20 protein-coding genes are annotated in these 22,622 nt (G+C 69.2%); 3 read left to right on the top strand and 17 right to left on the bottom strand.

The window, feature by feature from the left end; all coding sequences use genetic code 11:
- Positions 1-17 precede the first annotated feature (17 nt).
- The 15 genes from IPG05_06425 to IPG05_06495 all read right to left on the bottom strand — a co-directional run bounded on the left by IPG05_06425 (position 18) and on the right by IPG05_06495 (position 14,445).
- The gene (locus IPG05_06425; protein ID MBK6494722.1) at positions 18-935 is read right to left on the bottom strand and encodes a tyrosine recombinase XerC; all 918 of its coding nucleotides are present in this window, start codon (positions 933-935) and stop codon (positions 18-20) included.
- Between the two features lie 11 nt (positions 936-946).
- A complete protein-coding gene (trmFO, locus tag IPG05_06430) occupies positions 947-2,242 on the bottom strand; it encodes a methylenetetrahydrofolate--tRNA-(uracil(54)-C(5))-methyltransferase (FADH(2)-oxidizing) TrmFO (protein MBK6494723.1) in 1,296 nt (431 codons plus the stop codon).
- The gene (gene topA / locus IPG05_06435) at positions 2,239-4,959 is read right to left on the bottom strand and encodes a type I DNA topoisomerase (protein MBK6494724.1); all 2,721 of its coding nucleotides are present in this window, start codon (positions 4,957-4,959) and stop codon (positions 2,239-2,241) included. The genes trmFO and topA overlap by 4 nt, the downstream gene beginning before the upstream one ends.
- A 167-nt stretch (positions 4,960-5,126) precedes the next feature.
- Positions 5,127-5,624, bottom strand: coding sequence for a shikimate kinase (locus IPG05_06440; GenBank protein MBK6494725.1), 498 nt, complete (start codon positions 5,622-5,624; stop codon positions 5,127-5,129).
- A 23-nt stretch (positions 5,625-5,647) separates the two neighbouring features.
- Positions 5,648-7,042, bottom strand: a complete 1,395-nt coding sequence (aroC, locus tag IPG05_06445; GenBank protein MBK6494726.1) for a chorismate synthase — start codon at positions 7,040-7,042, stop codon at positions 5,648-5,650.
- Positions 7,043-7,145: 103 nt separating this feature from the next.
- Positions 7,146-8,993, bottom strand: a complete 1,848-nt coding sequence (locus IPG05_06450) for an AMIN domain-containing protein (GenBank protein ID MBK6494727.1) — start codon at positions 8,991-8,993, stop codon at positions 7,146-7,148.
- A complete protein-coding gene (locus tag IPG05_06455) occupies positions 8,990-9,526 on the bottom strand; it encodes a hypothetical protein (protein ID MBK6494728.1) in 537 nt (178 codons plus the stop codon). Before IPG05_06455 ends, IPG05_06450 begins: the two co-directional genes overlap by 4 nt.
- Entirely contained in the window at positions 9,516-10,148 is a 633-nt protein-coding gene (gene pilO, locus IPG05_06460) for a type 4a pilus biogenesis protein PilO (protein MBK6494729.1), read from the bottom strand. Before pilO ends, IPG05_06455 begins: the two co-directional genes overlap by 11 nt.
- Positions 10,149-10,151: 3 nt before the next feature.
- The gene (locus IPG05_06465; protein MBK6494730.1) at positions 10,152-10,844 is read right to left on the bottom strand and encodes a PilN domain-containing protein; all 693 of its coding nucleotides are present in this window, start codon (positions 10,842-10,844) and stop codon (positions 10,152-10,154) included.
- Between the two features lie 13 nt (positions 10,845-10,857).
- Positions 10,858-11,901 carry a type IV pilus assembly protein PilM gene (gene pilM, locus IPG05_06470; GenBank protein ID MBK6494731.1) on the bottom strand — a complete coding sequence of 348 codons (1,044 nt, stop codon included), beginning with the start codon at positions 11,899-11,901 and terminating at the stop codon, positions 10,858-10,860.
- A gap of 195 nt (positions 11,902-12,096) precedes the next feature.
- Entirely contained in the window at positions 12,097-12,516 is a 420-nt protein-coding gene (locus IPG05_06475) for a hypothetical protein (GenBank protein MBK6494732.1), read from the bottom strand.
- Positions 12,513-13,199, bottom strand: coding sequence for a hypothetical protein (locus IPG05_06480; protein ID MBK6494733.1), 687 nt, complete (start codon positions 13,197-13,199; stop codon positions 12,513-12,515). The genes IPG05_06475 and IPG05_06480 overlap by 4 nt, the downstream gene beginning before the upstream one ends.
- Positions 13,196-13,471: a hypothetical protein gene (locus IPG05_06485; protein ID MBK6494734.1), complete on the bottom strand. Its 276-nt coding sequence runs from the start codon at positions 13,469-13,471 to the stop codon at positions 13,196-13,198. The genes IPG05_06480 and IPG05_06485 overlap by 4 nt, the downstream gene beginning before the upstream one ends.
- Positions 13,472-13,584: 113 nt before the next feature.
- Positions 13,585-14,034: a prepilin-type N-terminal cleavage/methylation domain-containing protein gene (locus IPG05_06490; protein ID MBK6494735.1), complete on the bottom strand. Its 450-nt coding sequence runs from the start codon at positions 14,032-14,034 to the stop codon at positions 13,585-13,587.
- Positions 14,035-14,070: 36 nt separating this feature from the next.
- Positions 14,071-14,445 (bottom strand): prepilin-type N-terminal cleavage/methylation domain-containing protein, encoded by a 375-nt coding sequence (locus tag IPG05_06495; protein ID MBK6494736.1) that lies wholly within the window; start codon positions 14,443-14,445, stop codon positions 14,071-14,073.
- 345 nt (positions 14,446-14,790) lie between these two features.
- Here IPG05_06495 and IPG05_06500 point away from each other — a divergent pair, with 345 nt between their 5' ends.
- Together IPG05_06500 and IPG05_06505 are read left to right on the top strand one after the other, a co-directional pair.
- Positions 14,791-16,539 carry a hypothetical protein gene (locus tag IPG05_06500; protein ID MBK6494737.1) on the top strand — a complete coding sequence of 583 codons (1,749 nt, stop codon included), beginning with the start codon at positions 14,791-14,793 and terminating at the stop codon, positions 16,537-16,539.
- Complete coding sequence (locus IPG05_06505; GenBank protein MBK6494738.1) at positions 16,539-19,565, top strand: fused MFS/spermidine synthase; 3,027 nt, start codon at positions 16,539-16,541, stop codon at positions 19,563-19,565. Before IPG05_06500 ends, IPG05_06505 begins: the two co-directional genes overlap by 1 nt.
- On the opposite strand, the gene IPG05_06510 is transcribed toward IPG05_06505, so the two are convergent.
- Together IPG05_06510 and IPG05_06515 are read right to left on the bottom strand one after the other, a co-directional pair.
- Complete coding sequence (locus tag IPG05_06510; GenBank protein MBK6494739.1) at positions 19,525-20,265, bottom strand: methyltransferase domain-containing protein; 741 nt, start codon at positions 20,263-20,265, stop codon at positions 19,525-19,527. The two genes, IPG05_06505 and IPG05_06510, sit on opposite strands and share 41 nt — an antisense overlap.
- The gene (locus IPG05_06515) at positions 20,262-21,830 is read right to left on the bottom strand and encodes a glycosyltransferase family 39 protein (protein ID MBK6494740.1); all 1,569 of its coding nucleotides are present in this window, start codon (positions 21,828-21,830) and stop codon (positions 20,262-20,264) included. The genes IPG05_06510 and IPG05_06515 overlap by 4 nt, the downstream gene beginning before the upstream one ends.
- Here IPG05_06515 and IPG05_06520 point away from each other — a divergent pair.
- On the top strand, positions 21,782-22,618 hold the full coding sequence (locus IPG05_06520) for a glycosyltransferase family 2 protein (GenBank protein MBK6494741.1): 837 nt from the start codon (positions 21,782-21,784) through the stop codon (positions 22,616-22,618). The two genes, IPG05_06515 and IPG05_06520, sit on opposite strands and share 49 nt — an antisense overlap.
- Positions 22,619-22,622 lie beyond the last annotated feature (4 nt).

Here is a 22,622-nt window from a genome sequence, read left to right on the forward strand (position 1 = left end):
CAACCCTGTGGCACCCCTCACCCCTCACCCCTCACCGTCTTCCCTCTCGGATGCGCATCCCGATACACCTGCTTCAACCGCTCCACCGACGTATGCGTGTAGATCTGCGTCGTGCTGAGCGAGGCATGGCCGAGCAGCTCCTGCACCGCGCGCAGGTCGGCGCCGCCATCCAGCAAGTGCGTGGCAAAGGTGTGCCGCATCGAGTGCGTCACCATCCCGTCGGCGCCGATCGCGTCGTAGAAGCGGTGCATCCGCCGCTGGATGGTGACCGGCGAGAGCCGCTTGCCGCGCCGCCCAACAAACACCGCCGGTTTGTCGGCACCCGGCAGGCGGATCACGGTCTCGCGCAGGTTCAGGTATTGCCGCAGCGCTCGTGACGCGCGCGCACCCAGCGGGACGATCCGCTCCTTGCGCCCCTTGCCGACGACCTTGACCTGATCGCTGAGCAAGTCGAGCCGATCCAGGTCCAACCCACGCAGCTCCGAGAGCCGCAGCCCCGACGAATAGAAGAGCTCCAGCATCGCGAGGTCGCGCACGTCGTCGAGTTCGCCCGACGCCGCCTGCTCCTCGGCAAACGCAAAGAGCCGGGTGATCTGCTCCTGCAGCAGATAACCCGGCAGCCGCTTCTCCAGGCGCGGCAACTTCGCCGCGCGGATCGCGGGGATGTCGACGTCGTGGTGGACGTGGAGCCACTTGTAGAAGGAGCGGATCGCGGAGAGGGTGCGGGCGGCCGAGCGCCGAGCCAGGCCGCGGCGTTCGAGTTCGCCGAGGAAGCCGCGGAGCGCGAGGCGGTCGACCTTTTCGAAGCTCCACGCCGCCCCAGCCGCGCGGCGCGTCAGGAATTCGGTGAAGGCGTCGAGGTCGCGGCCGTAGGCGACGAGGGTGTTGGGCGATTGGTCACGCGCCTTCTCCAGGTGCTCGAGGAACTCGCGCACCAGGGGCACTCTCACAGGGTGGACCGCCATGCCGCAAAGTCCTGCCGCGCGCGCTCCACCGCCCGCGCCTTCCGCTCCACCTTCGTCGCACGCCCCTCGATCGGATCGAGGAGGCCGAAGTTGGCGTTCATCGGTTGGAAGTGCGCCGGCTCCGCCTCCTGCAGGTAGCGCAGCAACCCGCCCAGCATCGTGCTCGGCGGCGGCACGCTCGGCGCCTCGCCATGGAGCACCCGCGCCAGGTTGATCCCGCACAAGATGCCGGTCGCCAGCGACTCGGTGTATCCCTCGACGCCGGTGAGTTGCCCCGCGAAGAAGAGCGCGGCGCCATCCTTCACCTGCAACGCGGGGCCGAGCGCCGCCGGCGCATTGAGGTAGCTGTTCCGGTGGATCGAGCCATAGCGGAGGAATTCCGCCTCGGCCATCCCCGGAATGGTGCGGAAGACCTTCTGCTGCTCAGGGATCCGTAGCCGCGTCTGGAACCCGACGAGGTTCCACATCTGCCCCGCCTTGTCCTCGCGCCGGAACTGCACCACCGCATACGGCTCGCGATTGGTCCGCGGATCGTGCAGCCCGATCGGCTTCATCGGCCCGAAGCGCAGCGTTTCGCGGCCGCGCTTCGCCATCTCCTCGACCGGCAGGCAGCCTTCGAAGTACGGCACCTCGTCGAAGGCGTGGCCCTGGAACTGGTCGCCCGCCACCAGCGCGTCGATGAACGCCTCGTACATCGCCTTGTCCATCGGGGCATTCAGGTAGTCGTCGCCGTCGCCCTTCCCCCAGCGACTGAGCGCGTAGAGCTGGCTGTGGTCGAGGGAGTCATGCGAGACGATCGGCGCGATCGCATCGAAGAACGCCAGCGCGCCGGTGCCGAGGCGCGTGCTGATCGCCGTGGCCAGCGCGTCGGAGGTGAGCGGGCCGGTCGCCACGATGCCGACCTCGGGCAGCGCCGTCGCTTCCTCGCGCACCACGGTGATCCGACTCGACGCCTTGACGCGCGCATCGACCAGCTGCGAGAAGACCTCGCGGTCGACCGCGAGCGCGGCGCCGCCGGGAACGCGCGCTTCGTCGGCGCAGGGCAACAGCTGCGAGCCCAGGTCGCGCAGCTCCTGCTTGAGAAGGCCGTGCGCGTTCTGCAGCTCGATCGACTTGAAGGAGTTGCTGCAGACCAGCTCGCCGAGGCGGTCGGTCTGGTGCGCGGCAGTCTTCACCACCGGCCGCATCTCGACCAGGGTGACATCCACGTCGCGTGCGGCCAGCGCGAGGGCCGCTTCGCAGCCCGCGAGCCCGCCACCGATGATGGTCGCCTTCATGTGGCCTTCTTGGCCGTCTTCTTCGCGCTCTTCTTCGCGGACTTCTTCGCAGCCTTCTTGCGGGGCGCCGCTTTCTTGGCGCCGGTGCGCCCCTTCGCCTTGAGGCTCTTCGGCGCCTTCCCCTTTTCGGCGATCAGCTCCACCGCCGCGTCGAGCGCGAACGTCATCGGGTCGACGCCCTTCGGCACCGAGGCATTCAAGTCACCGTGCTTCACATAGGGGCCGTACTTCCCTTCGAAGAGCTGCACCGGCTTGCCGTCAGTCGGGTGCGCCCCGATTTCGCGGATCGGGGTTGCCGCCGCGCGCCCACCGCGGCCGAGCTTCGGTTCGGCGAGCAGCGCCACCGCGCGATCGAGCTGCACCGTGAGGACGTCATCGCCGGCCTTGAGCGAGCGGAACTCCGCCTCGCCCTTGCCGAGGTCGTGCAGGATGTAGGGGCCGAAGCGGCCGAGACCAGCCTTCACCGGACGGCCGCTGACCGGGTGGTTGCCGAGCAGACGCGGCAGCGCGAGGAGCCCGACGGCCATCTCAAGCGTCACCTGCGGCGGCGTCACGCCCTTCGGCAGCGACGCGCGCTTCGGCTTCTCCTTGCTCCCTTCGACCTGCTGACCGAGCTGCACGTACGGGCCGTACTGCCCGTCGAGCAGATAGATCGACTCGCCGTTGTCGGGATGCGAACCGAGCGACGCGGGTCCTTCAGCGCGCTGCCGCAGCAACTGCTCGATCCGTTCCGGATCGAGGTCGGCCGGCGTCGCGTCGGCCGGCAGGTTGGCCTTCACCATCTGCCCGTCGAGCTCACGCTCGATGTACGCGCCGAAGCGGCCGATCCGCACGATCCCTTCCACCCCGTCGAGGGCGATCGTGCGGCCCTCGTTCGACGGCAGCTTGGCCTTCTCTTCGACCTGCGCCGCGAGGCCTTTCGGTCCCGAGTAGAACTGGCCGAGATACTCGCGCCACGACTCGTCGCCGCCGGCGATGTCGTCGAGCCGCCCTTCCATCTTCCGCGTGAAGGCGAGGTCGACCAACTCGGAGAAGTGCCGCACGAGGAAGTCGCTCACGGCAAAGCCGGTGAAGGTCGGCACCAGGGCCTGCCCCTGGGCCACGACGTAGCCGCGCTCCTGGATGGTGCCCAGGATCGAGGCGTAGGTCGACGGACGGCCGATGCCGTTCTCTTCGAGCGCCTTCACCAGCGACGCTTCGGTGTAGCGCGCCGGCGGCTTGGTCTCGTGGCCGACCGGCTCGAGCTCGGTGCAGGTCGGCGCGTCACCGACCTTCAGCGGCGGCAAGGGATTGTCGCGATCCTCGAGCGCCGCATCCGGGTCGTCGGAGCCTTCGACATACGCGCGGAGGAAGCCGGGGAAGTCGGTGCGAATGCCGCTCGCCTTGAACCGTGCCTCGCCGACGACGATCTCGGCGGTCGTGCTGGTCTTCTTGGCGTCCTTCATCTGCGAGGCGACGGTGCGCTTCCAGATGAGGGAGTAGAGCGCGAGTTCTTCGCCGCCCAAGCGCGTCTCTTCCGGCGTGCGGAAGGAGGAGCCGGCGGGGCGGATCGCCTCGTGCGCTTCCTGCGCGTTGGCCACCTTGTTGGCATAGACGCGCGGGGCGGGCGGGAGGTACTCGTCGCCGTAGAGGCGCGTCACGTTGGCGCGCGCGGCCTGGATCGCCTGATCCGACAGTGCCGTCGAGTCGGTTCGCATGTAGGTGATGTAGCCGTTCTCGTACAGCTTCTGCGCCACCTGCATCGTCCGCCGCGCGCCGAAGCGCAGCTTGCGGTTGGCTTCCTGCTGCAGCGTCGACGTCGTGAACGGTGCATACGGGCGCAACGTGCGCGGCGTCTCCTCGACCGACTCGACGCGCCACGGCGCATCCTTGAGCCGGGCCACCAGCGCGCCGGCCTGCGCCTCGTCGAGCAGAAGGACGTCCTTCCCCTCGGCAATCCGGCCGGTCTGTTCGTCGAAGTCCTTGCCGGTCGCGAGGCGCTTGCCGTTCAGCGAGACGAGGCCCGCCTCGAACTCGGCGCTCTTGTGCGCCAGCGTCGCGGTGAGGTCCCAGTACGAGCCGGTCTTGAAGGCGAGCCGTTCGCGTTCGCGATCGACGATCAGCCGCAGCGCCACCGACTGCACGCGCCCCGCCGAGAGGCCGTTGCCGCCGACCTTGTTCCAGAGAATCGGCGAGACGGTATAGCCGACGAGCCGATCGAGAATCCGTCGGGTCTCCTGCGCATGGACCAGGTTCTCGTCGAGGTCACGCGGATGGGCGAGCGCGTCGAGGATCGCCTCCTTGGTGATCTCGTGGAACACCATCCGATGCACCGGCACCTTCGGCTGCAGCACCTCGAGCAGGTGCCACGAGATGCTCTCCCCCTCGCGGTCTTCGTCGGTCGCGAGGTAGAGGACGTCGGCATCCTTGAGCAGTTCCTTCAACTCGCGGATGGTGCCCTTCTTGTCGGGGGTCACGATGTAGAGCGGCTCGAACCCCTCGTCGACATTCACGCCGTACTTGGCCCACTTCTGGTCCTTGTACTTCGGCGGAATCTCGGCGGCCTTCCGGGGCAGGTCCCGGACGTGGCCCATCGAGGCCGCCACCGTGAAGCCCGCCGGCAGGAAGCCGCGAATCGTCTTGGCCTTGGTCGGCGACTCGACGATCACCAACGCACGACTGCCCAGCCCTCCGGAGGAGGACTTGGGGGCGGCGCGTTTGGTGGTGCGAGTGGCCATTGGGATGCCTGATGGAAAGTCGTGAGACGTGAAACGTGAAACGGTGTCATCCTGAGCGAAGCGACCCGAAGGGGCGCGCAGTCGAAGGACCTCTAACTGCCCCTAAATACCCCACCCCGTCGCCTTCCGGCAAGTGCCATCACCGCAAGTTATGTCTTTTCAACGCCTTACCAGCCGCCGTATTGCCTCGCCGCGACCACGATCGATTCGGCGGCGGCAGCAGGGGCCGCACGCCCCACGGCAACCTCGACGCCGGCCAGTCGGTACCAGCGTTCCCGCTCGACCAGCAGCTCCCGCAACGCCGCATCAGGATCGCGTCCCTCCAGCAACGGTCGACCCCCCTGGGCGGCCACCCTTCGCGCAGCATCGGCCGGATCCAGCGACATATATAGTACGAGTGCGAACGGCTCGGCTTCGAGGAGGTTGCCGGGCTGGGCAATCCACCCCCCACCGGCAGCGATCACCTGCGGCCCGTCGGCCAGGGCCGCCGCCATCGCCGCCCGCTCACGCAGCCGAAATCCCGCCTCACCTTCCTCGGCCCAGATCTCTGGAATGGTGCGTCCCGCCTCGGCGACGATCAGGTCGTCGAGGTCAGACCAGCGTGCCCCCAGCGCGGCGGCCACCAGCGGGCCGACGGTGCTCTTCCCCGCCCCCGGAAGGCCCACCAGGATCAGCGAGCGCGGCGTGCTCAGCGCTCCTCCTCCGGCGCCGGGGCATCACGCAATGCGGCCCAGCGCGCCCCCGCCGAGGCGAGGTAGCTGGCGTGGTTGCGCTGCATCTCCGCGAGCGAATCGCCGCCGAACTTCTCGATCATCGCATCGGCGAGCACGATTGCCACCAGCGCCTCCGCGATCACCCCCATCGCCGGGACCGCGGTCACGTCGGACCGCTCACTCACCGCGTTCGCCTCACCACCCGTCGCGAGGTTCACCGTCTTGAGCGGCGACATCAGCGTCGAGATCGGCTTCATCGCCACGCGCACCACCAGCGGCTCGCCGGTCGTCATCCCGCCCTCGAGCCCGCCGGCGTTGTTGCCGACGCGGCGGAACCCGGCGCGGGGGTCCGTCGACGCGCCCAGGCCTGCCGAGTGGGGACGCACCACCCCCCCCCCCGGCCCGGGCGCGCCGGGCGCGGGGGGGGGGGGGGGGGGGGGGGGCGCCGCCGGCGGCGGGGGCGGGGGGGGGGGGGGGGTTGGGCACGCGTCGCCCACCATCGACGATCCGTGCGCGTCGTTGGGTGTCGGGATCGTGGCCACGATCGGATCGTGAACCTCCGATCCCGGCCGCCGCGCCGCCTCGAACCCCAGCCCGATCTCGACGCCCTTCACCGCGGGAATCGACATCAGGATTCCCGCGAGCCGCCCGTCGAGCTTGCGATCCCAGCTGACATGCGAGCCGAGGCCCACAGGAAGCCCCTGCGCCACCACCTCGATCTCGCCGCCGAGAGTGTCGCCGTCCTGCTTGGCCTGGTCGATCCGCGCGATCATCGCCGCGCCGGCCACGGGGTCGAGCGTGCGCACCGGCGAGGCATCGGAAGCATCGTTGAGCGGCGTCGGCAACACCGCAGGCACCGTGGCGCGAATGCCGCCGAGCGAGACGAGATGCGAACCGATGTCGATCCCGAATTCGGCCAGCAGACGGCGTGCGACGGCACCCGCGGCAACGCGCGCCGCGGTCTCGCGGGCGGAGGCGCGCTCGAGGATGTCGCGCGCGTCGACGCGATCATACTTGAGGACGCCGACGAGATCGGCGTGGCCGGGGCGCGGGCGGGTCACGCGGCGGCGCCGCAGCTCCCCGGGCGTCCCCTCGGCCGACATCACCTCTTCCCAGTTGGCCCAGTCGCGATTGTGGATCAGCATCGCGATCGGCGAACCGATCGTCTCGCCGGCGCGCACGCCGGAAATCCACTCGATGCGGTCCTGCTCGATCTTCATCCGGGCGCCGCGGCCGTGGCCCTGCATGCGGCGGCCGAGGTCCTTGTCGACGGCGTCGGCGGAGATCGGCAATCCGGCGGGCACGCCCTCGACAAGCGCGAGCAGGGCCTTGCCGTGCGATTCACCGGCGGTGCGGAAGGTCAGTGGCATAGTGGAGGGAAGCTAACACCCGGGGGTGGTGGCGACGCGAGGGGGGCAAACGACAAGGCGCCCGGCCGAAGCCGGGCGCCCTGGTCCCGCGAGCCGCGTGGGCTCAGGGGACGATGTTCTGCGCGTCGTCCACGATCCGCGGCATGACCAGGATGATCAGGTCCTTGCGGTTCTCGCGATTCTCCGTGAAGGAGAAGAGGTTGCCGATGAACGGCAGCCCCGAGAGGAGCGGAATCCCGTTCCGGTTGCGCGTCACCGTGGTGATGGTCAGGCCGCCGAGCATCGCGGTCTCGCCATCGTTCACCAGCGTGCGGGTCTCGGCGTACTGCTTCGGAATCGTGAAGCCGAGGTCGGCCGCGGCGAGCGGCTGGATCGACGACCGCTCGGCCTTGATCTCCATCGAGATCTGCCGGTTGGCCGTGACGTGGGGGCGGACGATCAGCTTGATGCCCGTCTCCTTGAAGGTCACGTTGGCGCGCGGCGCCTGGTTGACCTGGCCGAACGACGAGGCGTCGATGACGCGGACCGGCGTTTCTTCACCGGACCAGATCGTCGCTTCGTTGTTGTCGAGCGTGTGGACCAACGGCGAGGCCTCGACGTCCGTCAGTTCAACCCGCTCGAGGGCGGAGAGGAACGAGGTGACCGAGAAGCCGCCGATCGCGGTCGAGAAGACCAGGTCGAGCGCGGAGCCCGAGATGAGTGCGTCGGCGTTGGAGATCGCGGAGACCGCGCTGCCGCCGAGGTTCACCACGTTCACGTTCGGGTTGTACGGCTGCCCGGTGAGCGGATCCGGACGCGACACCAGCTTGTTGAAGAACTGATCGGCGGTGCCGATGTCGTACTTCAGGCCGAGCTGCTGGAGGTCGGTGCGGTCGACGTAGATCAGCTTGGCCTGGATCGCCACGAGCGGCGTCCGGATGTCGAGCTGATCGACGAACTCGAGGATCCCCGGCATCCGCGTGCGCGTGTCGGTGATGATCAGCGAGTTGCTGGCCGAATCGGCGACGACCGAGCCACGATCCTTCAGCATCATCGCCTTGAGCGAATTGACGACGTCGCCGGCGCGGGCATAGTTCAGCCGCTTCTGACGGGTGTCGAGGACCTCGACGGCGTCGAGCTTGGCGAGTTCGGCCGGCGCGTCGACGCGGATGATCCCGCCGCGCATCTCCATCGCCGAGAGGCCCTGCTGGGCCAGCACCGCCTCGAAGGCGTACGGCCAGGGCTGGTTGATGATCGACATCGTGACGTCGCCGACCACGCCCTTCCCCGGCACGATCGAACGGCCCGAGAAGACGGCGAACTGGTTGAGGACGTCGCCGATCGGGGTCTTGTCGTAGGTGACCGAGATCGGGCGCATGTCCTGGCCCTGCTGCCCGGCCTGCGGCGTGATCGTGAGGCCGCTGGCGTAGCGGTCGCCACTCTGCGAATACGAGGCGGCGGCCGGACGCTCGCGCGTCGGTGCCCGGGTCGCGGCGGGCGGGGCGGCCGCATCGGCCAGCGCCTCCGACACGATGGTGACGCTCTTGGCGCCGCCCTGTCCGGCCGTCCACGAGGCGAACGGCTCGTCGGCGAAGGTGACGGTGATCACCCCCGGCACGTCGCGATTCACCGTGTAGCTCGGCAGGCGATCAAGCTCGAGCACGATGCGGACGACATCCGTGGTGTACTGATTCACCCGGACGTCGACCACGCGGCCGCGCTTGAGCCCGTCGTAGCGACCGAGGTCGCTGACCTTGGCGCCCTGGACGTCGAGCACCAGGCGGGCCGGATCGGGAAGCGTCGATTCCTTCACCGACACCGTGCCGGAGACGGAGATCGCGAGTCGCGCTGTCCCCCCACCGCTCGAGAGCGCGAGCGACGTGACCGCCGCGTCGGGAAGGAGGCGGATAGGCGCCGGAGCCGCGGCCACGAGGGCCGGCAGCAGCAGCCAGGAGAGGGAGCGGGTCATCATGGAGCGTCCTCCGTCTTGCGGAGCGAGTAGGTCTGTTCACGGACGGTGCCAAAGTCGTTCATCCGAAGCACCACGTCCGTAGCCTGAACGGAGGCCACGAGGAGGCGGCCAATGCGGTCGCCGGGGCGAACGTTGTAGCGCTTGGTGCTGCCGATATCGCGGAACGTCGCGACGCTGTTCGCCGGCGACCGTTCGTCGTACATGATGCCGACGAGGCGGAGGTCCGGGAGTTCCGGGCCACGTGCTTCGGTGCTGATCACGGCGCGGAACGGATCGCGGGACGCAACGTCGTAGCCGAACGATTCGCGCAGCAGCGGGTGATCGCCGGCGAGACCCGCCGTGTCGAGGACGATCGGCTCGGCCTTCACGACCGGCTTGGCGGCAGCGGTCTGCTTCGCGGTCGTGGCCGAGGCATCCTCGGCGGCCGCCGCCTGCTGGGCGGCATTCGTCGAGTCGGCGATCTCGGTGGGGTTCTTGCCACCACCACACGCGGCCACCAGCATCAGCAGGAGCAGGAGGGGCTTATTGCGCATCGGGCGCCTCCGTGGCGGTGCTGTCGACCTTGGCCTTCACATAGGTCCGGATGGTGAAGCGTGCCTCGATCATCGCCGTGGTGTCGCCGAGTGCCTTGGCCCGGGCCATGTCCGCGGCCGCCAGCTTCACGTCGCTCGACACCATGATCCGCCGCAGCGAGGCGACGTCGGTGAGGAAGGAGCCGACCTGGTGGTAGCGGCCGATCACGGCCATCTGATAGGCATAGGTGTCGAACGGCGCCGGGCCTTCCGAGGTCGGCAGCACGGTGAAGTCGGCGACGTTGACGCCACGCACCTTGGCGCGGATCTGGATGTCGTCGAGCAGGTTCGCCACTTCGCGCTGCTCCGGCACCAGGGCGCGGAGAATCTGCAGCGAGGAACTGAAGGCGGCTGCCCGCTTCTTCACGTCCTCGACGGACTCCTTGGCGAGGTCGCGCTTGGCGGTGTCGATCTGCGCTTCAAGCCCCGTCAGCGTGTCCTGCAGCGCCGCGGCGTGGGCGCTCCGGGCTCGCAATCCCTCGATCCCGAGGAGATTGAGTCCGTCGCCACTCCAGCCGGCATAACCGACCACGAGGGCGATCAGGCCCAGCAGGATGGGGGTGGTCTTCGGTGTGTCGGCCATCGATTACCTCACCACCGATTCGAGGATCGGCACCGTGCGGATGTGCGTGCTGTCGGCCCGCGAATACGACGCCTGCAACGTGAAGCGGGTCAGCGCGCGATTCTGGATCACCACGGTCTTCGCATCGATCGGCATCACGTCGGCGAGCCAGGGCGAGGCTTCGAGCTGCCGCAAGAAGGCGGTGTAGTGCTGCAAGTCATTGGTCAGCCCGACGATCCGCACCACCGGCGGCGGGGCCACGATGCCACTGCTGTCGGCCGTGGTGCCCGGCGTCCCGGTGCCGACCTGCGACACCTCGACCAGCCAGGTGTAATCGGGCACGGCGTTGGCGACTTCGTCGAGAATGTGCGGCCAGAGGTAGCGGTCGCGATCGACGGCGGCGATGGTGCCGATCTGGGCGAGCACCGAGTCACGCTGGCGTTCCGCGTGGCGCTTCTCGGTGAGGAAGCCCTGATAGCGGCTCTGTTCGGTGCGCGCAGCCTCGAGCTTCGGCTCCAGCGCACTGAGCTTGCTGCCCGTGGCGAGGAAGAAGCCACCGAGGCCGAGCAGCACCACCACCCAGCTGCCGACGGCGAAGGCGAGCCACGGCTCCTTGATGCCGGTGCTCAGTCCCTTCAGGCGTTCCTGCAACCCACCGAACGCCGGTCCCTTCTGGACCTGGCGCCGGACTCCGGGCTTGAGATTGATAGTGATCATGGTGCCGGCCTCCTCAGTCCGCGGTCCGCAGGGCGAGCCCGACGGGGAGCATCAGCAAGGGTGCGATCTCGTCGACGTTCAGATCGCCGAAGGCGCCGGGCGCCGCGGAGAGCCGCTCGAGCGGATGCGCCTGGGTCACGGGAATGCGCAGGCGATCGGCGAGAACCCCGGCGAGGCCGGGAACGCGCGAACCGCCGCCGGTGAGATAGAGTCGCGACAACGCGGCGACGGGCCGCGAGGATGTCTGCAGGAAGGCCGCCGCGCGCTCGATGCCGAGCGCCAGTTCCTCACCGCGGTTGGCAACGTGCGGCGCCAGCGACGGATCGAGATCGGCACCGCGCACCACCCGATCGGCGGCGTCGGCGGCCAGGCCGCGCTCACGCTGCAGATCTTCGCGGAGGCGACGGACGCCCACCGGCAAGTCGCGGGTGAGGACCGGCACGCCGTCTTCGAGCAGATTGATGGTCGTGGTCTCGTGGCCGACATTCGCCAGCGCCACCACACCGCGCATCGCTTCGGGATAGCTGCGCTCGAAGGCGTTGTGCAGCGCGAAGGCTTCGACATCGATCACGCTGGCTTCCAGGCCGATCTCGGCGAGGAGCACCAGCTTCGACTCGACCAGCTCCCGCTTCGCCGCCACCAGCAACACCTGCATCTGCAGGCCGTCGGCGTCGGGATCGAGGATCTGGAAGTCGAGCTCGACATTTTCCTTGTCGAAGGGGACGTGCTGGTCGGCTTCCCACGGCATGACTTCGCGGGCTTCCGCATCACGCATCCGATCCATGAGGATCTTCTTGATGATGACGTCGCGGCCACCAACGGCCACCGCCACTTCGCGGGTCTTGATCTGGGCGCGGTCCAGCAGGCTGCGCACCGTCTCGGCGACCAGCGAGGGGTCCATCACTTCACCTTCGACGATCGCGTCATCCGGCACGCGGGCCATCGCAACCTTCTCAAGGACGGGTTGCCCCGAACCGTGATTGATCACGACGGCTTTGATATAGCCGCTGCCAATGTCGAGACCGACCGTGGATCGTGCGCGCGGGAAGAGCGCCATAGGAGCCCGGATTGTGCGGTGGAGGGTTGGTGTACGGTACTGCCAGGGACCCCGAGAAGTCAAGTGAGGTCCGGTAGAGCAACCCGTTGCCCACATACCACTTACGCCCTGACTGACCTGCCCGAAGTGGGGCCGAAACCCCGCCTGACCCCGGATATCGGTAGCACTCCCTGTGCCACACCCCGATCCGACGTGCTACGGACTGATCACTCGCAGAGTATCGGCACCGATCCACCGAAGGAGGAGAGTGGCGCGCCGGGCCGCTGCCAGGCGCCCATCCGCCGCGGTGCGCGTCGCGACCGCGAGCAGCTGCAGCATGCTGCCGAGCCGGTGCGCATCGACGCGCACCTGCCACGCCGGAAGCGGCGTGCCCGCCGCCAGCACCACGGAGTCCCCGTCGGCGAGCGCGCGCAGTGCGGCATCCCCGTTGACGCGCGCCTCGGCCAGCGCGTGGTGCGCGGTGGCATCGCCCTCGACCGCATCACGCGCCGCCGCGACCAGGCGGACCCGACTCGCGGCCGCACTCAGCGTCAGCGCGGCCAGCCCGCCGAGGAGAACGACCACCATCAGCGCCAGCAGCAACGCCGCGCCGCGACGCCCCTTCCGGCCGCTCACGGCCCCGTTCCCAACGGGAGACTGAGGCCGCGAGTCCCCGCCGGCATGACGAGATCGACCTGCAGCGCGCCGCCGATTCGCGCAAAGCGCGACGCACCGACCAGCAACGGGCCCGCGAAGGGCTGGACCGGCGCGCTGCCATCGCTCAGCCCGAGCCACTCGCTGCTCCCGACGCGATAGCGGCGGACGGTCGTCGGCTCGAGGACGCGGACCCATCCCCCCACCGCGGTGGTCGCCGCCCGCCCGAGGCGCCACGCCGGCGCGCCGTCGGGGCAGACGTCGCCCGTCACGTCGGTGATCGCCTCGTCCGCTGACACCGTTCCGCTGTCGGGCCAGAGTCGCAGGTGGTCGCGGGTTGGATCGGGCGCACGATCACCAAACCAGCTGCTGCGCCGCAGCCAGAGGTGCGTCCCGCCCGCGGCGCAGAGGGCGGCCTCCCCCACGGGCCGCGCCACGCCGATCGAATCCACCGCGACCGTCACGTCGCTCCAGGCCCCCTCGGCCAGCGCATGGCGGAGGAAGCTCGCGGACACCACCGCGGTCCGCTCCGCGGCCAGATGGGCTGTCGCTCGCGCCGCGACCCGACTGGCGCCGAGCACCATGGCGGTCACCGTCACCCCGACGATGCCCAGCAGGCAGAGCACGAGCAACAGCTCCACCAGCGTCACGCCCCGGCGCGTCACTGGCCGCACCGGACGAGCACCGTGGCCGCCGGCCGATCGGTCGCCGCCGGCCAATCCACCGAGCCGAGCCGCGGCGGCAACGAGTCGTCGCAGCCGGGGTCCACCGCGGAAGCGCGGAGACGGCTCCATCGCTCGGCGTCCGTCTGGCTCGCCAGCCCGAGGCGACGACCGATCCGATCGGCCGTGAGCGCCGCACTGAGGGCACCGAGGCCGACGAGTTCGAGGAGGAGGAGGGCGACCAGAAGTTCGAGCAGGGAGGCACCACGGCGCATGACGGATTCCGGTGAGAGACAACCGGAGGATCGCGCAGCCAGGGCGTCAGGCGGGGAGAAAAAAAACGCGCCCCCAACCTCGGGAGCGCGTTCTGATGGAGCGGTCGATCAGCCTACGAATCGCAGGCAACCAGCCCTTCGACCGTGGCGGCCCCCAAGGGGCCGCCGTCCCCGAAGTACAGGGCACAGGTCTTCGCGGTACCGACGATCGACGACGTGGCGCCCCAGCCGGTCGTCCCCACGGCGAGCGTAACCGAGACGCCCGGGGACGGGTTGTAGACCAACTGGCTGGAGGGCACCGTCCCGCCATAATAGGCGCGGAAGTCGGCGAAGTAGGCTTCCTGCGACGTCGCGAGGTTCCGCAAGTCCGCCCGCATCTTCGCCACGTAGGCCCGCTCCTTCGTCGCCGCGAACTTCGGGATGGCAATCGCGGCCAGGAGGCCGATGATCACCACCACGATCAGCAACTCGATGAGCGTGAAGCCGGCGCGCTGACGACGCCAGCCGAGAAGCGACTGCCCCTCGGCTGGCTGGCCACCGCGTGTGCGGAGCCGAAGTGTCACGAGATCACCGTGGTAGAGGTGAAGTGTGCCCGATCCTTAGCAGCTGATCTGGCCGTCGGTCGCCGCAGAGCCGCCAACCGTGACGGTGCAGGACTTCGGGTTGACCGTGATCGACGCGTTGGTGACGGTCGCGGTGTAGCTGCTCGCCGAACCGGTGACCGTGAAGGTGTTGCCGGCCGACGGAGCGAAGATGGTCGTCGCCAGGGTCGACGTGTAGCCGGCCGACGCGTCAGAGAAGTACGCCTCTTCGGCCGTCATGATGTTGCGGAGGTCGGTCTTGACCGACGCCAGCTTGGCCTTGTCCTTCGTGGCCGCGAACTTCGGAATCGCGATGGCGGCAAGAATGCCGATGATCACGACCACGATGAGCAGTTCGATCAGCGTGAAGCCCTTCTTGTTGGTGGACAGCATGGTGTGGTTCTCCTTGGGCGTGAATTGGGACTCAATGTTTGGGCGTTTCCCAAGCGCCCATTCCGGCGCTGCCCTGCAGATGAGCACAAGCAATGCCAATTTTGCCGTGTTCCGCATAACTCTCGTTCCAACAATGCTTTACACCACGCGCAGGGTGGCAACCCCGGGTGACCCCCTTCGCCAATTCCCCGCACTTTGCATCCCCCTCGGCCCCGACCCGCCCGGTGCGCGCAGGAATAGTCGGCCCCGAAGCGTCTCGGGCTCGTCGCTGGCGGGTAACTTGCAACTCTGGTGCAGAGACGTGGTCGCCTCGTTCGCCCCCTCGCCTTCCGCCCGGAGTCCTGCTTGACCCTGCACCGCCTGCAATTGTGGATCGGGGCGCTGATCGTCGTGGTTGCCGCTGGCACGGCCTCGCCCGTGCTCAAGAATGACTGGACCCAGGACGACGTGCCGCTGGTGCGGGAAGACGCACGGATCCACGATCTTGGCAATATCCGCGAGATTCTGACCACACCATTCTGGCCGACTGCAGGCGCCGCGGGACACCACCGGCCGATGACCACGCTCACGCTCGCCGTCGACTGGGCGCTTGGCCGTGGCTCGATCCTCTCCTTCCGGATCATTTCGCTGACGCTGGTGGCCGCCGCCTCCCTGGTGGTCTTCATCCTCGCGCTCGAGCTGCTCCCGCTCTGGTGGGCCGCCCTGGTCGGCCTCGCCTTCGCCGTCCACCCCGTCCATGTCGAGGCGGTGGCGGTGGCGATCAACCAGGCCGAGTTGCTGATCGGGGGTGGGTACGCCCTCGTGGTGGTCTGGTATCTCCGTTTCCGCCGAACGCGCGATGCGACCTGGCGCGACCGGATCTTCCTCGCCGCCGCCATTTTCGTCGGCACACTCTATAAGGAGAGCGGGGTGGTCCTCCCCGCCCTGCTCGCCGCAACCGAGCTCTGCCTCCTCTCCGGTCAGCCGTGGCGTCAGCGCCTCGCCCAGTTCCGACCGACGGTGTTGCTGCAGGTCGCCACCGTGATGGCGGTGGTCTGGATTCGTGACTGGGTCCTCAAGGGCGAGACGCGCGGCACCTTCACTGCCGAGGGCCTCGAAGGACTCGGACTCGGTGGCCGCGCGCTCACCATGCTCGGCGTGGTGCCGGAGTACCTCCGCCTCCTGCTCTGGCCCGCGTCGCTCCAGGCCGACTATTCACCGGGCGAAATCGTCGGCACCACCAGCTGGGGCAGTGCGCAGTCCCTCGGCGCGCTGATCCTCCTGCTCGTATTGGTGCTCGCCTTCCGGCTTCGGAAGAGCGCACCGGTGGTTCCCTTCGGCCTGGCGTGGATCGCGATCGGCATCGCTCCGGTGCACAACGTCCTGGTCCCGAGCGGCATCGTGCTCGCCGAGCGCACGCTCTTCCTCGCGAGCATCGGTGCGATGCTGGTGGTGGCGGGCTTGATCGCCGGCGTCATGAAGGACAACGCCGCCTCGGTCCGCCCGGCGGTGACGCGATTGGTGTATGGACTGCTCGCGGTCGCGGTGGTGCTCGGCGCGTCGCGGAGCTGGTCGCGCTATCACGTCTGGCGCACGCAATTGGGCCTCTGGACGCAGACCGTGATCGACGCGCCCGACAGCTATCGCGCCTGGGTGGCGCTCGGCTCGATGATGCAGCGCCGTGAAGTGCGCCCCATGGGACTGCGCTTCACCGAGCGCGCCATGGCGATCTATCCGAGCGCCGCCGTGCTCTTCGGGCTCGCCGAGGGCTATCAGGGCAGCAACCACTGCGACCTGGCGATTCCGCACTTCCAGCATGCGTTGCGCCTGAAGGAATTCGCGCCCGGTCGATCGGAGTACTTGAGCTGCCTCACCTGGGAGGGGCAGTACGACCTGGCCTACGCCGAGGCGCTGCAAGGCGTGCGCAGTGGCTACGCGGTGCGCGTCTTCCTCACCTGGCGTCGCTGGCTCGAGGAGGTGCGTCGTGAACAACCGCGTCGGCACACTCGTTTTGCGCCGCCCAATGCCGGCGGGCTGATGACCAACGAGTCCTCGGAACCCGGGGTGTGGCAACTGCAGCCGCCGCTGCCACCGCTGGCAACGCTCCCCCAGTGATGACCGCCGCAAAGTCGCCACGCACGGTCCCGTTCCTCTACGCGCTCTTCCTGCTCAGCGGGGCCGCGGGACTCTGCTACGAATCGGTATGGAGCCGCTACCTCGGGCTCTTCGTCGGGCACGCCGCGTACGCGCAGGTCCTGGTGCTGGCGATCTTCCTCGGCGGGATGTCGCTCGGGGCCGCGCTGATTTCGCGCCGGGCGCGGACGATCGCGCGCCCATTGATGGCGTACGCCGTGATGGAGGCGGTCGCCGGACTGATCGGCCTCGGCTTTCATGACCTGTTCAACGTCGTCACGGGGGCCGCATATCAGGGGCTGCTTCCGGGGCTCGCGAGCGGACCGATGCGCACCGCCGCCACATGGAGCATCGCGGCCCTGCTGATCCTGCCGCAATCGATCCTGCTCGGCACCACCTTCCCGTTGATGAGCGCCGCCGTGCTGCGGCTGGCGCCGGCCGCCCCCGGTCGCGTCCTCGGCTGGCTGTACTTCACGAACTCCCTCGGTGCCGCCATCGGCGTGCTGATCGCCGGCTTCGTGCTCGTCGAGCGGACCGGACTCCCGGGGGTGCTCGCAGCGGCCGCCACCGCGAACCTCCTGGTCGCACTGGTGGCGTTCGTCCTCGCGCGGCGTGCGGTCGATGCGGGTGATGCCGCCGAGGCGCCGGCGCCGACTGGTGCGGGTGCATCACAGTCGCAGCGACGGTTGTTGCTCTGGGCGGCGGGGCTGACGGCGTTCGCCTCCTTCTGCTACGAGATCGACTGGATCCGGATGCTGTCGCTGGTCCTCGGCAGCGCCACGCATTCGTTCGAGTTGATGCTCTCCGCCTTCATTCTCGGGCTCGCGCTCGGTGCCTTCTGGATCCGGCGCCGCAGCGACGGTACCGCCGATCCCTTCGTGCAGCTCGGCACCATTCAGATCGTGATGGGTGTGCTCGCCGTGGCCACGCTGCCGCTCTACGCCGCCTCCTTCCCGGTGATGGCGCTGCTGCTGACCACAGTCAGCCGAAGTGCCGCCGGATACGTCGCCTTCTCGTTCGTCCGCTACCTGCTCTGCCTGGTGATCATGTTGCCGGCCACCTTCTGCGCCGGCATGACGCTGCCGTTGCTCACGCGCGCGCTGATCGCGCGTGGCGAGGGCGAGGCGGCGATCGGTCGGGTGTATGCGGTCAACACCCTCGGGTCGATCATCGGGGTGATCGCGGCGAGCCTGCTCCTGCTGCCGTTGCTGGGGCTGATGGGCCTTGCCGTGGTGGCCGGGATTGTGGACATCGGAGTCGGCATCGCACTGCTGCGCGCCTCCCCCGCGGGTGCGCGCACGCTGCGTTGGGGTGTCCTCGCCATTGTGGCCGTGGTGGTGGTGGGCGTGGTCACGCCGCTCGACCGCACGGTGCTGGTCTCCGGCGTGTTCCGCGGCTCGTCGCTCGCGGTGGCGCGCTCGGTCACCTTGCCGTTCTACGCCGATGGCCGCACGGCAACAGTCTCGCTCAGCGAGAGCCCCGATGGCTTCCGCGTCCTCGCCACCAACGGCAAGGCGGACGCATCGCTCTCTGCCTTTGCGCGTCAGGGATGCACCGACTCGACCGTACGTCGCCGCATCGAGGGCGATCAGGTCACCCAACTCCTGCTCGGCATGATCCCGCTGGCCTACCATCCGCAAGGTGGCCGCGCGGCCGTGATCGGCCTCGGCTCCGGGGTGACCTCGCACATCCTGCTGGCGGCGCCAGCCCTCACGGAGGTCGTGACGGTCGAGATCGAGCCGAAGATGGTCGAGGCGGCGCAGTTCTTTCGTCCCGCCAATCGGCGGACGTTCGACGCCGAGCGCTCCACCATCGTGCTGGAAGATGCCAAGGCGTACTTCGCGTCCTCCAACCGGAAGTGGGACCTGATCGTCTCGGAGCCGTCGAATCCGTGGGTGAGCGGCGTCTCGGGATTGTTCACGGTGGAGTTCTACCGACGCATTCGCGGCCAGATGGCAGCCAACGGCGTCTTCGCCCAATGGCTGCAGACCTATGAGCTCGACGACGACCTGGTGTTGTCGGTCCTCGCCGCCGTGCACGAGGTCTTTCCCGACTACCGCGTCCACCAGGTCGGTGCCGGTGACCTCGTGCTCGTGGCTTCGGCAGAGGGCCCGCTTCCTCCACCGAACTGGACGTCGGTGCTCTCACTGCCTGCGTTGGGACGCGACCTCTGCCACTACGTCCCGCTCGACGCAAGCGTGCTCGATGCCACGCTCCTCGCCGACCGGCGCTTGCTTGCCCCGGCCGTGGCACTCGTCGGGCAGCCGAACTCCGACTACTACCCCACGCTCGACTTGCAGGCCGAGCGTCGTCGCTTCGAGCGACGCGCCGCGGTGGGGATGATGGCGCTTGGCGATGATTGGCTCAACGCCACGCACGCGCTGACGCGCACGGCGGTCCCGCCGCGCGAGGCGGAAGTGCTGACGATGCTGGGGATGCGGCGCGAGTCGGCCCAGTGGCGACGCACCTGGCAACGACGAAGCGCCCCGCCGCCTCAGGATGCGCCGGGCTTCCTGCACGATCTCCGCTACGACGCGCTCGGCTGGGACGCCGTCCTGGCGCACGATGCGCCCCCGGCGGACTGGCGGCCCTGGCTGGCGCAGTTCCAGCGCGTCGTGGAGACACGCGAGGGCGGCACCGCGGGATGGGTCGACACCACCCTCGCCGCCAACGCGATGGGATTTGCGGTGCGCCATGGCGCGCCGCCGGAGGTGCTCGCCGTGCTGGCCTTCCGCCGGGCGGTGCAGGGTTGGGATGACGTCGGGGTGCTGCGCGCTGCGGGCCGGCTGATTGTGCCCGGCGTGCGCACGCTGGAGTGGATCGGCGGCGATGAGTTGCACGATGGCGCCGTGATCGCGGCGCTGCGACTCGGTGACCGCGCCGAGGTCCTCGCGTGGGACCGGCGAACGGCGCCGCTCGCCCAGCGTGCCAGCAGCGATTTCCGATCGCGACTGTTGAGCGGCTGGATCAGGGCGAGTGCGGGCCCCGCCTCGTCCACGCCACCGTGAGGTAGTGATTGGTGAAGCCGTGGCGCAGGGTGGACCAGACGCGGCGCCATGCCGCCGTCGGATGCCGGAGATAGTACTGCAGCAGGCTGGGTCGCAGGTCGCGGGTGCGTCGCTCCGTGCGCGACACCACCGCGATCAGTGAATACGGCTGGACCTGACGGAGCATGGCCACCGGCTCGAGGCCGACCGCGCGTCCGAGGGCGAGCAACGAGGCTTCGGTGAAGTCGGTGCGGTGATGCGGGTTGGCATCGACCGATGGCGTGACCGGCACCGAGGTGACCAGCACGCCATCCTCGCGGAGCAGCCGGGCAAAGTCACGCAGCAGACCGCGCGGATCGTCGACATGCTCGACGGTTTCCAGCGAGACGATCGCCGCAAACCGGCCAGGGCGACACCAGCCGGCCCCATCGCCCCGCACATGGGCCACCCGCGCGTGCCGATAGCTGCGGCGCGCCTCGTCGAGCGCCGACGCGGCGATGTCGGCCGCCACGACGAACGAGTCCGCATCGCGGGTCGCCAACATCACGCTGCCGTAGCCGACCCCGCACGCGAGATCGAGCGTCAGGCCGCGCGGCACGTGCGCCACCGCCCAGGCGTACCGCTCGAGGTGCAGCGCCAACGTCGCGCGGCCGGTGACATCATCGCCGGCCAACTGCGTCGGGACGATCCGTTCAAGCGAATCCACGCCGTCCGGGATCACGGGGTCCACCGCTGCAGCTCGCCGGTCGCCACGGTGTAGCGCCAGGTGGTGCGCGTGGGCATGCTCCGCATCACCGTGCGGTTGGTCGTCTCGTCGAGTGCATGCACGGTGATCACCTCGGCGGTCTCGGGGTCAGCCACGTTACGCACCAGGCTCAGGTGCGGATCATCACCGTCGCGATAGCTGACAAAGATCAGCCCGCCGGCCGCTCCCGCGCTCGCCACGGCCTGCGCAAAGCGTTTGACGGGCGCCTGCCGATGGGCGCTGAATTGGCGCGCCCAACGGACGTCGTCACTCCCGGCGATGAGCAGCACCAGCGCGCCCGCGGCCGCCACGGCCGGAGGCGCCGCCGGCGTGCGCGTCATCCGCCGCAACACCTCGGCAACACCGAGCGCCACCACGAACGCCATCGCGGGCATCGCCTCGACGTAGTAGGCCGTCCAGCTGGCTTCATGCGCATAGCCCAGATAGGCCAGCACCAGCAACACTCCCGTGCCGAGCGCAAACCAACCCGCGGCCGGCAGGAGGACGAGCCCCAGCGCGGCGAAGGGGACGAGCACGATACGCCAGCCGAAGAAGGTGGAGGTGGCGATGGTGGTCAGTCGCGTCCAGAGAATCTGCGGCAACTGCTGCGGTTGATGCTCGCGGTGGCGTTCACGCAGTTCGACCATGGCCCGATCAAGATCGGACGTGAGCGCCAGTGATGGCGGGGTGACATCGAGGCCGAAGCCGAGGCGATCGAACGGCATGTACTGCGCGGTGTAGAGTGCCAGTGGGCTGCGACGCCACGAGCCGAGGGTCGCCTGATTCTGCAGCGGGGCGATCGCGAGGCAAAGCATGCCGAGCGTCATCGCGCCGAGCAGTGGACGCCAGCGCCCCGACCGCAGCGTGTCGCGGAGGACGACCACGCCGACAGGGAGAATGAAGACCAGCATCGTCAATGGGCGGGTCACCGCGCCGAGTCCGGCGACCGCTGCGAGGCCAAGCAGCCATCGCGTCTGGCGTGACTGTCGCCACTCCAGCAGGCACCACCAACCCACGAGCCAGCAGAGCGCGGTGGTCGACTCCGACATGTACGACGCGCGCCATCGCTGCTGCCCCGCCTGGGTGGTCCAGAGCGTCACGGTGAGGATCGCGAGGCCGGGGCCACCGAGCCGCCGGGCGAGGACCACCAGCATCGCCGCGGTGGCGCCGGCCAGGAGGATCGGCATCAGCCCGGGGAGGCCCAGCCAGATGCCGGGCACCAACATCAGGGCATGCCCGGGGAGCATCTTCGGGGCGACGACCGGAGTGACGAGCACGGCGGCCTGCGTGAACGCCGCCGGCACGGCGACTCCCTCGCGCGCGAGACGGAAGTGCGCCAACAGCTCGGCCTGGAGTCGGTACGCCGCCTCGTCATGCCAGGCCGCCTCGGGTCGGAATCCCCCCCAGATCCACGCCGTCAGCCCGGCTGTCGCCACCCCCACCATCAGGGGGAAGAGCGGCGCCGCCAGCCAGGCTGGGGCGGCCGGCAGGGATGCCGAGGCGCGGCGTCCGACCAGCACCAGCGTCAGGCCAACGATCATGGCGAGCAGCAGGGAGGTCGGTGGCATCAGACTCGCAGGAGAGGGGGAGAGACTTGAATCGCCGGAGGCGAGTGCACGTGCCGCAACAGCGCGAAGATGATGCCATCCGGAACGGCTGTTGGGTGGTGATCGCCGCCTACCGGGAGGCCACCGCCATCGGGGCCGTGGTGCACGGGCTCCGCGAGCACGGCTGGCGCGTCGTGGTGGTGGACGACGGCTCGGCCGATGCCACCGCCGCGGTGGCCCGCGCGGCGGGGGCGACCGTGGTGCGTCATGCCGTGAACCTGGGGCAAGGTGCGGCACTGCGGACCGGCTTCGCCTTCGCCCTGGCAGACCCCAGCACCCGTGCGGTGGTCACCTTCGATGCCGACGGGCAGCACGCCCCGGAGGCGGTCGCTGCGCTGCTGGCCCCGCTCCAGCGCGGCGAGGCCGACGCGACGCTCGGCTCGCGCTTCCTCGATCCGGCCGCGACGGCTGATGTGCCACCGCTCCGTCGGCACCTGCTCCGACTCGCCACGCGACTGGCCCGACTCACGACCGGCCTCCCCCTCACCGACACGCACAACGGACTCCGCGGCTTCACGCGCGAAGCCCTCGGCCGATTGACGCTGACACAGGATCGGATGGCCCACGCGTCGGAGATCCTGTCGCAGCTCGCCCGGCACGGCCTCCGCGTCCGCGAGGTCTCCGTCGCGATTCGCTACAGCGAGTATTCCGTCGCGAAGGGCCAGCGGATGATCGATGCGGTGACGATTCTCTGGGATCTCTTCCTTACCCGAGCACGGTGACCGC

The organism is Gemmatimonadota bacterium, from assembly GCA_016704275.1.
Classification (GTDB): domain Bacteria; phylum Gemmatimonadota; class Gemmatimonadetes; order Gemmatimonadales; family GWC2-71-9; genus Palsa-1233.

What these genes read in the sequence shown, in the direction of transcription:
- trmFO (MBK6494723.1), bottom strand. Translation starts at nt 2,242, where the DNA reads ATGAAGGCGACCATCATCGGTGGCGGGCTCGCGGGCTGCGAAGCGGCC.
- topA (MBK6494724.1), bottom strand. Translation starts at nt 4,959, where the DNA reads ATGGCCACTCGCACCACCAAACGCGCCGCCCCCAAGTCCTCCTCCGGA.
- aroC (MBK6494726.1), bottom strand. Translation starts at nt 7,042, where the DNA reads ATGCCACTGACCTTCCGCACCGCCGGTGAATCGCACGGCAAGGCCCTG.
- IPG05_06450 (MBK6494727.1), bottom strand. Translation starts at nt 8,993, where the DNA reads ATGATGACCCGCTCCCTCTCCTGGCTGCTGCTGCCGGCCCTCGTGGCC.
- IPG05_06455 (MBK6494728.1), bottom strand. Translation starts at nt 9,526, where the DNA reads ATGCGCAATAAGCCCCTCCTGCTCCTGCTGATGCTGGTGGCCGCGTGT.
- pilO (MBK6494729.1), bottom strand. Translation starts at nt 10,148, where the DNA reads ATGGCCGACACACCGAAGACCACCCCCATCCTGCTGGGCCTGATCGCC.
- IPG05_06465 (MBK6494730.1), bottom strand. Translation starts at nt 10,844, where the DNA reads ATGATCACTATCAATCTCAAGCCCGGAGTCCGGCGCCAGGTCCAGAAG.
- pilM (MBK6494731.1), bottom strand. Translation starts at nt 11,901, where the DNA reads ATGGCGCTCTTCCCGCGCGCACGATCCACGGTCGGTCTCGACATTGGC.
- IPG05_06485 (MBK6494734.1), bottom strand. Translation starts at nt 13,471, where the DNA reads ATGCGCCGTGGTGCCTCCCTGCTCGAACTTCTGGTCGCCCTCCTCCTC.
- IPG05_06495 (MBK6494736.1), bottom strand. Translation starts at nt 14,445, where the DNA reads ATGCTGTCCACCAACAAGAAGGGCTTCACGCTGATCGAACTGCTCATC.
- IPG05_06505 (MBK6494738.1), top strand. Translation starts at nt 16,539, where the DNA reads ATGACCGCCGCAAAGTCGCCACGCACGGTCCCGTTCCTCTACGCGCTC.
- IPG05_06520 (MBK6494741.1), top strand. Translation starts at nt 21,782, where the DNA reads ATGCCGAGGCGCGGCGTCCGACCAGCACCAGCGTCAGGCCAACGATCA.
- IPG05_06515 (MBK6494740.1), bottom strand. Translation starts at nt 21,830, where the DNA reads ATGATCGTTGGCCTGACGCTGGTGCTGGTCGGACGCCGCGCCTCGGCA.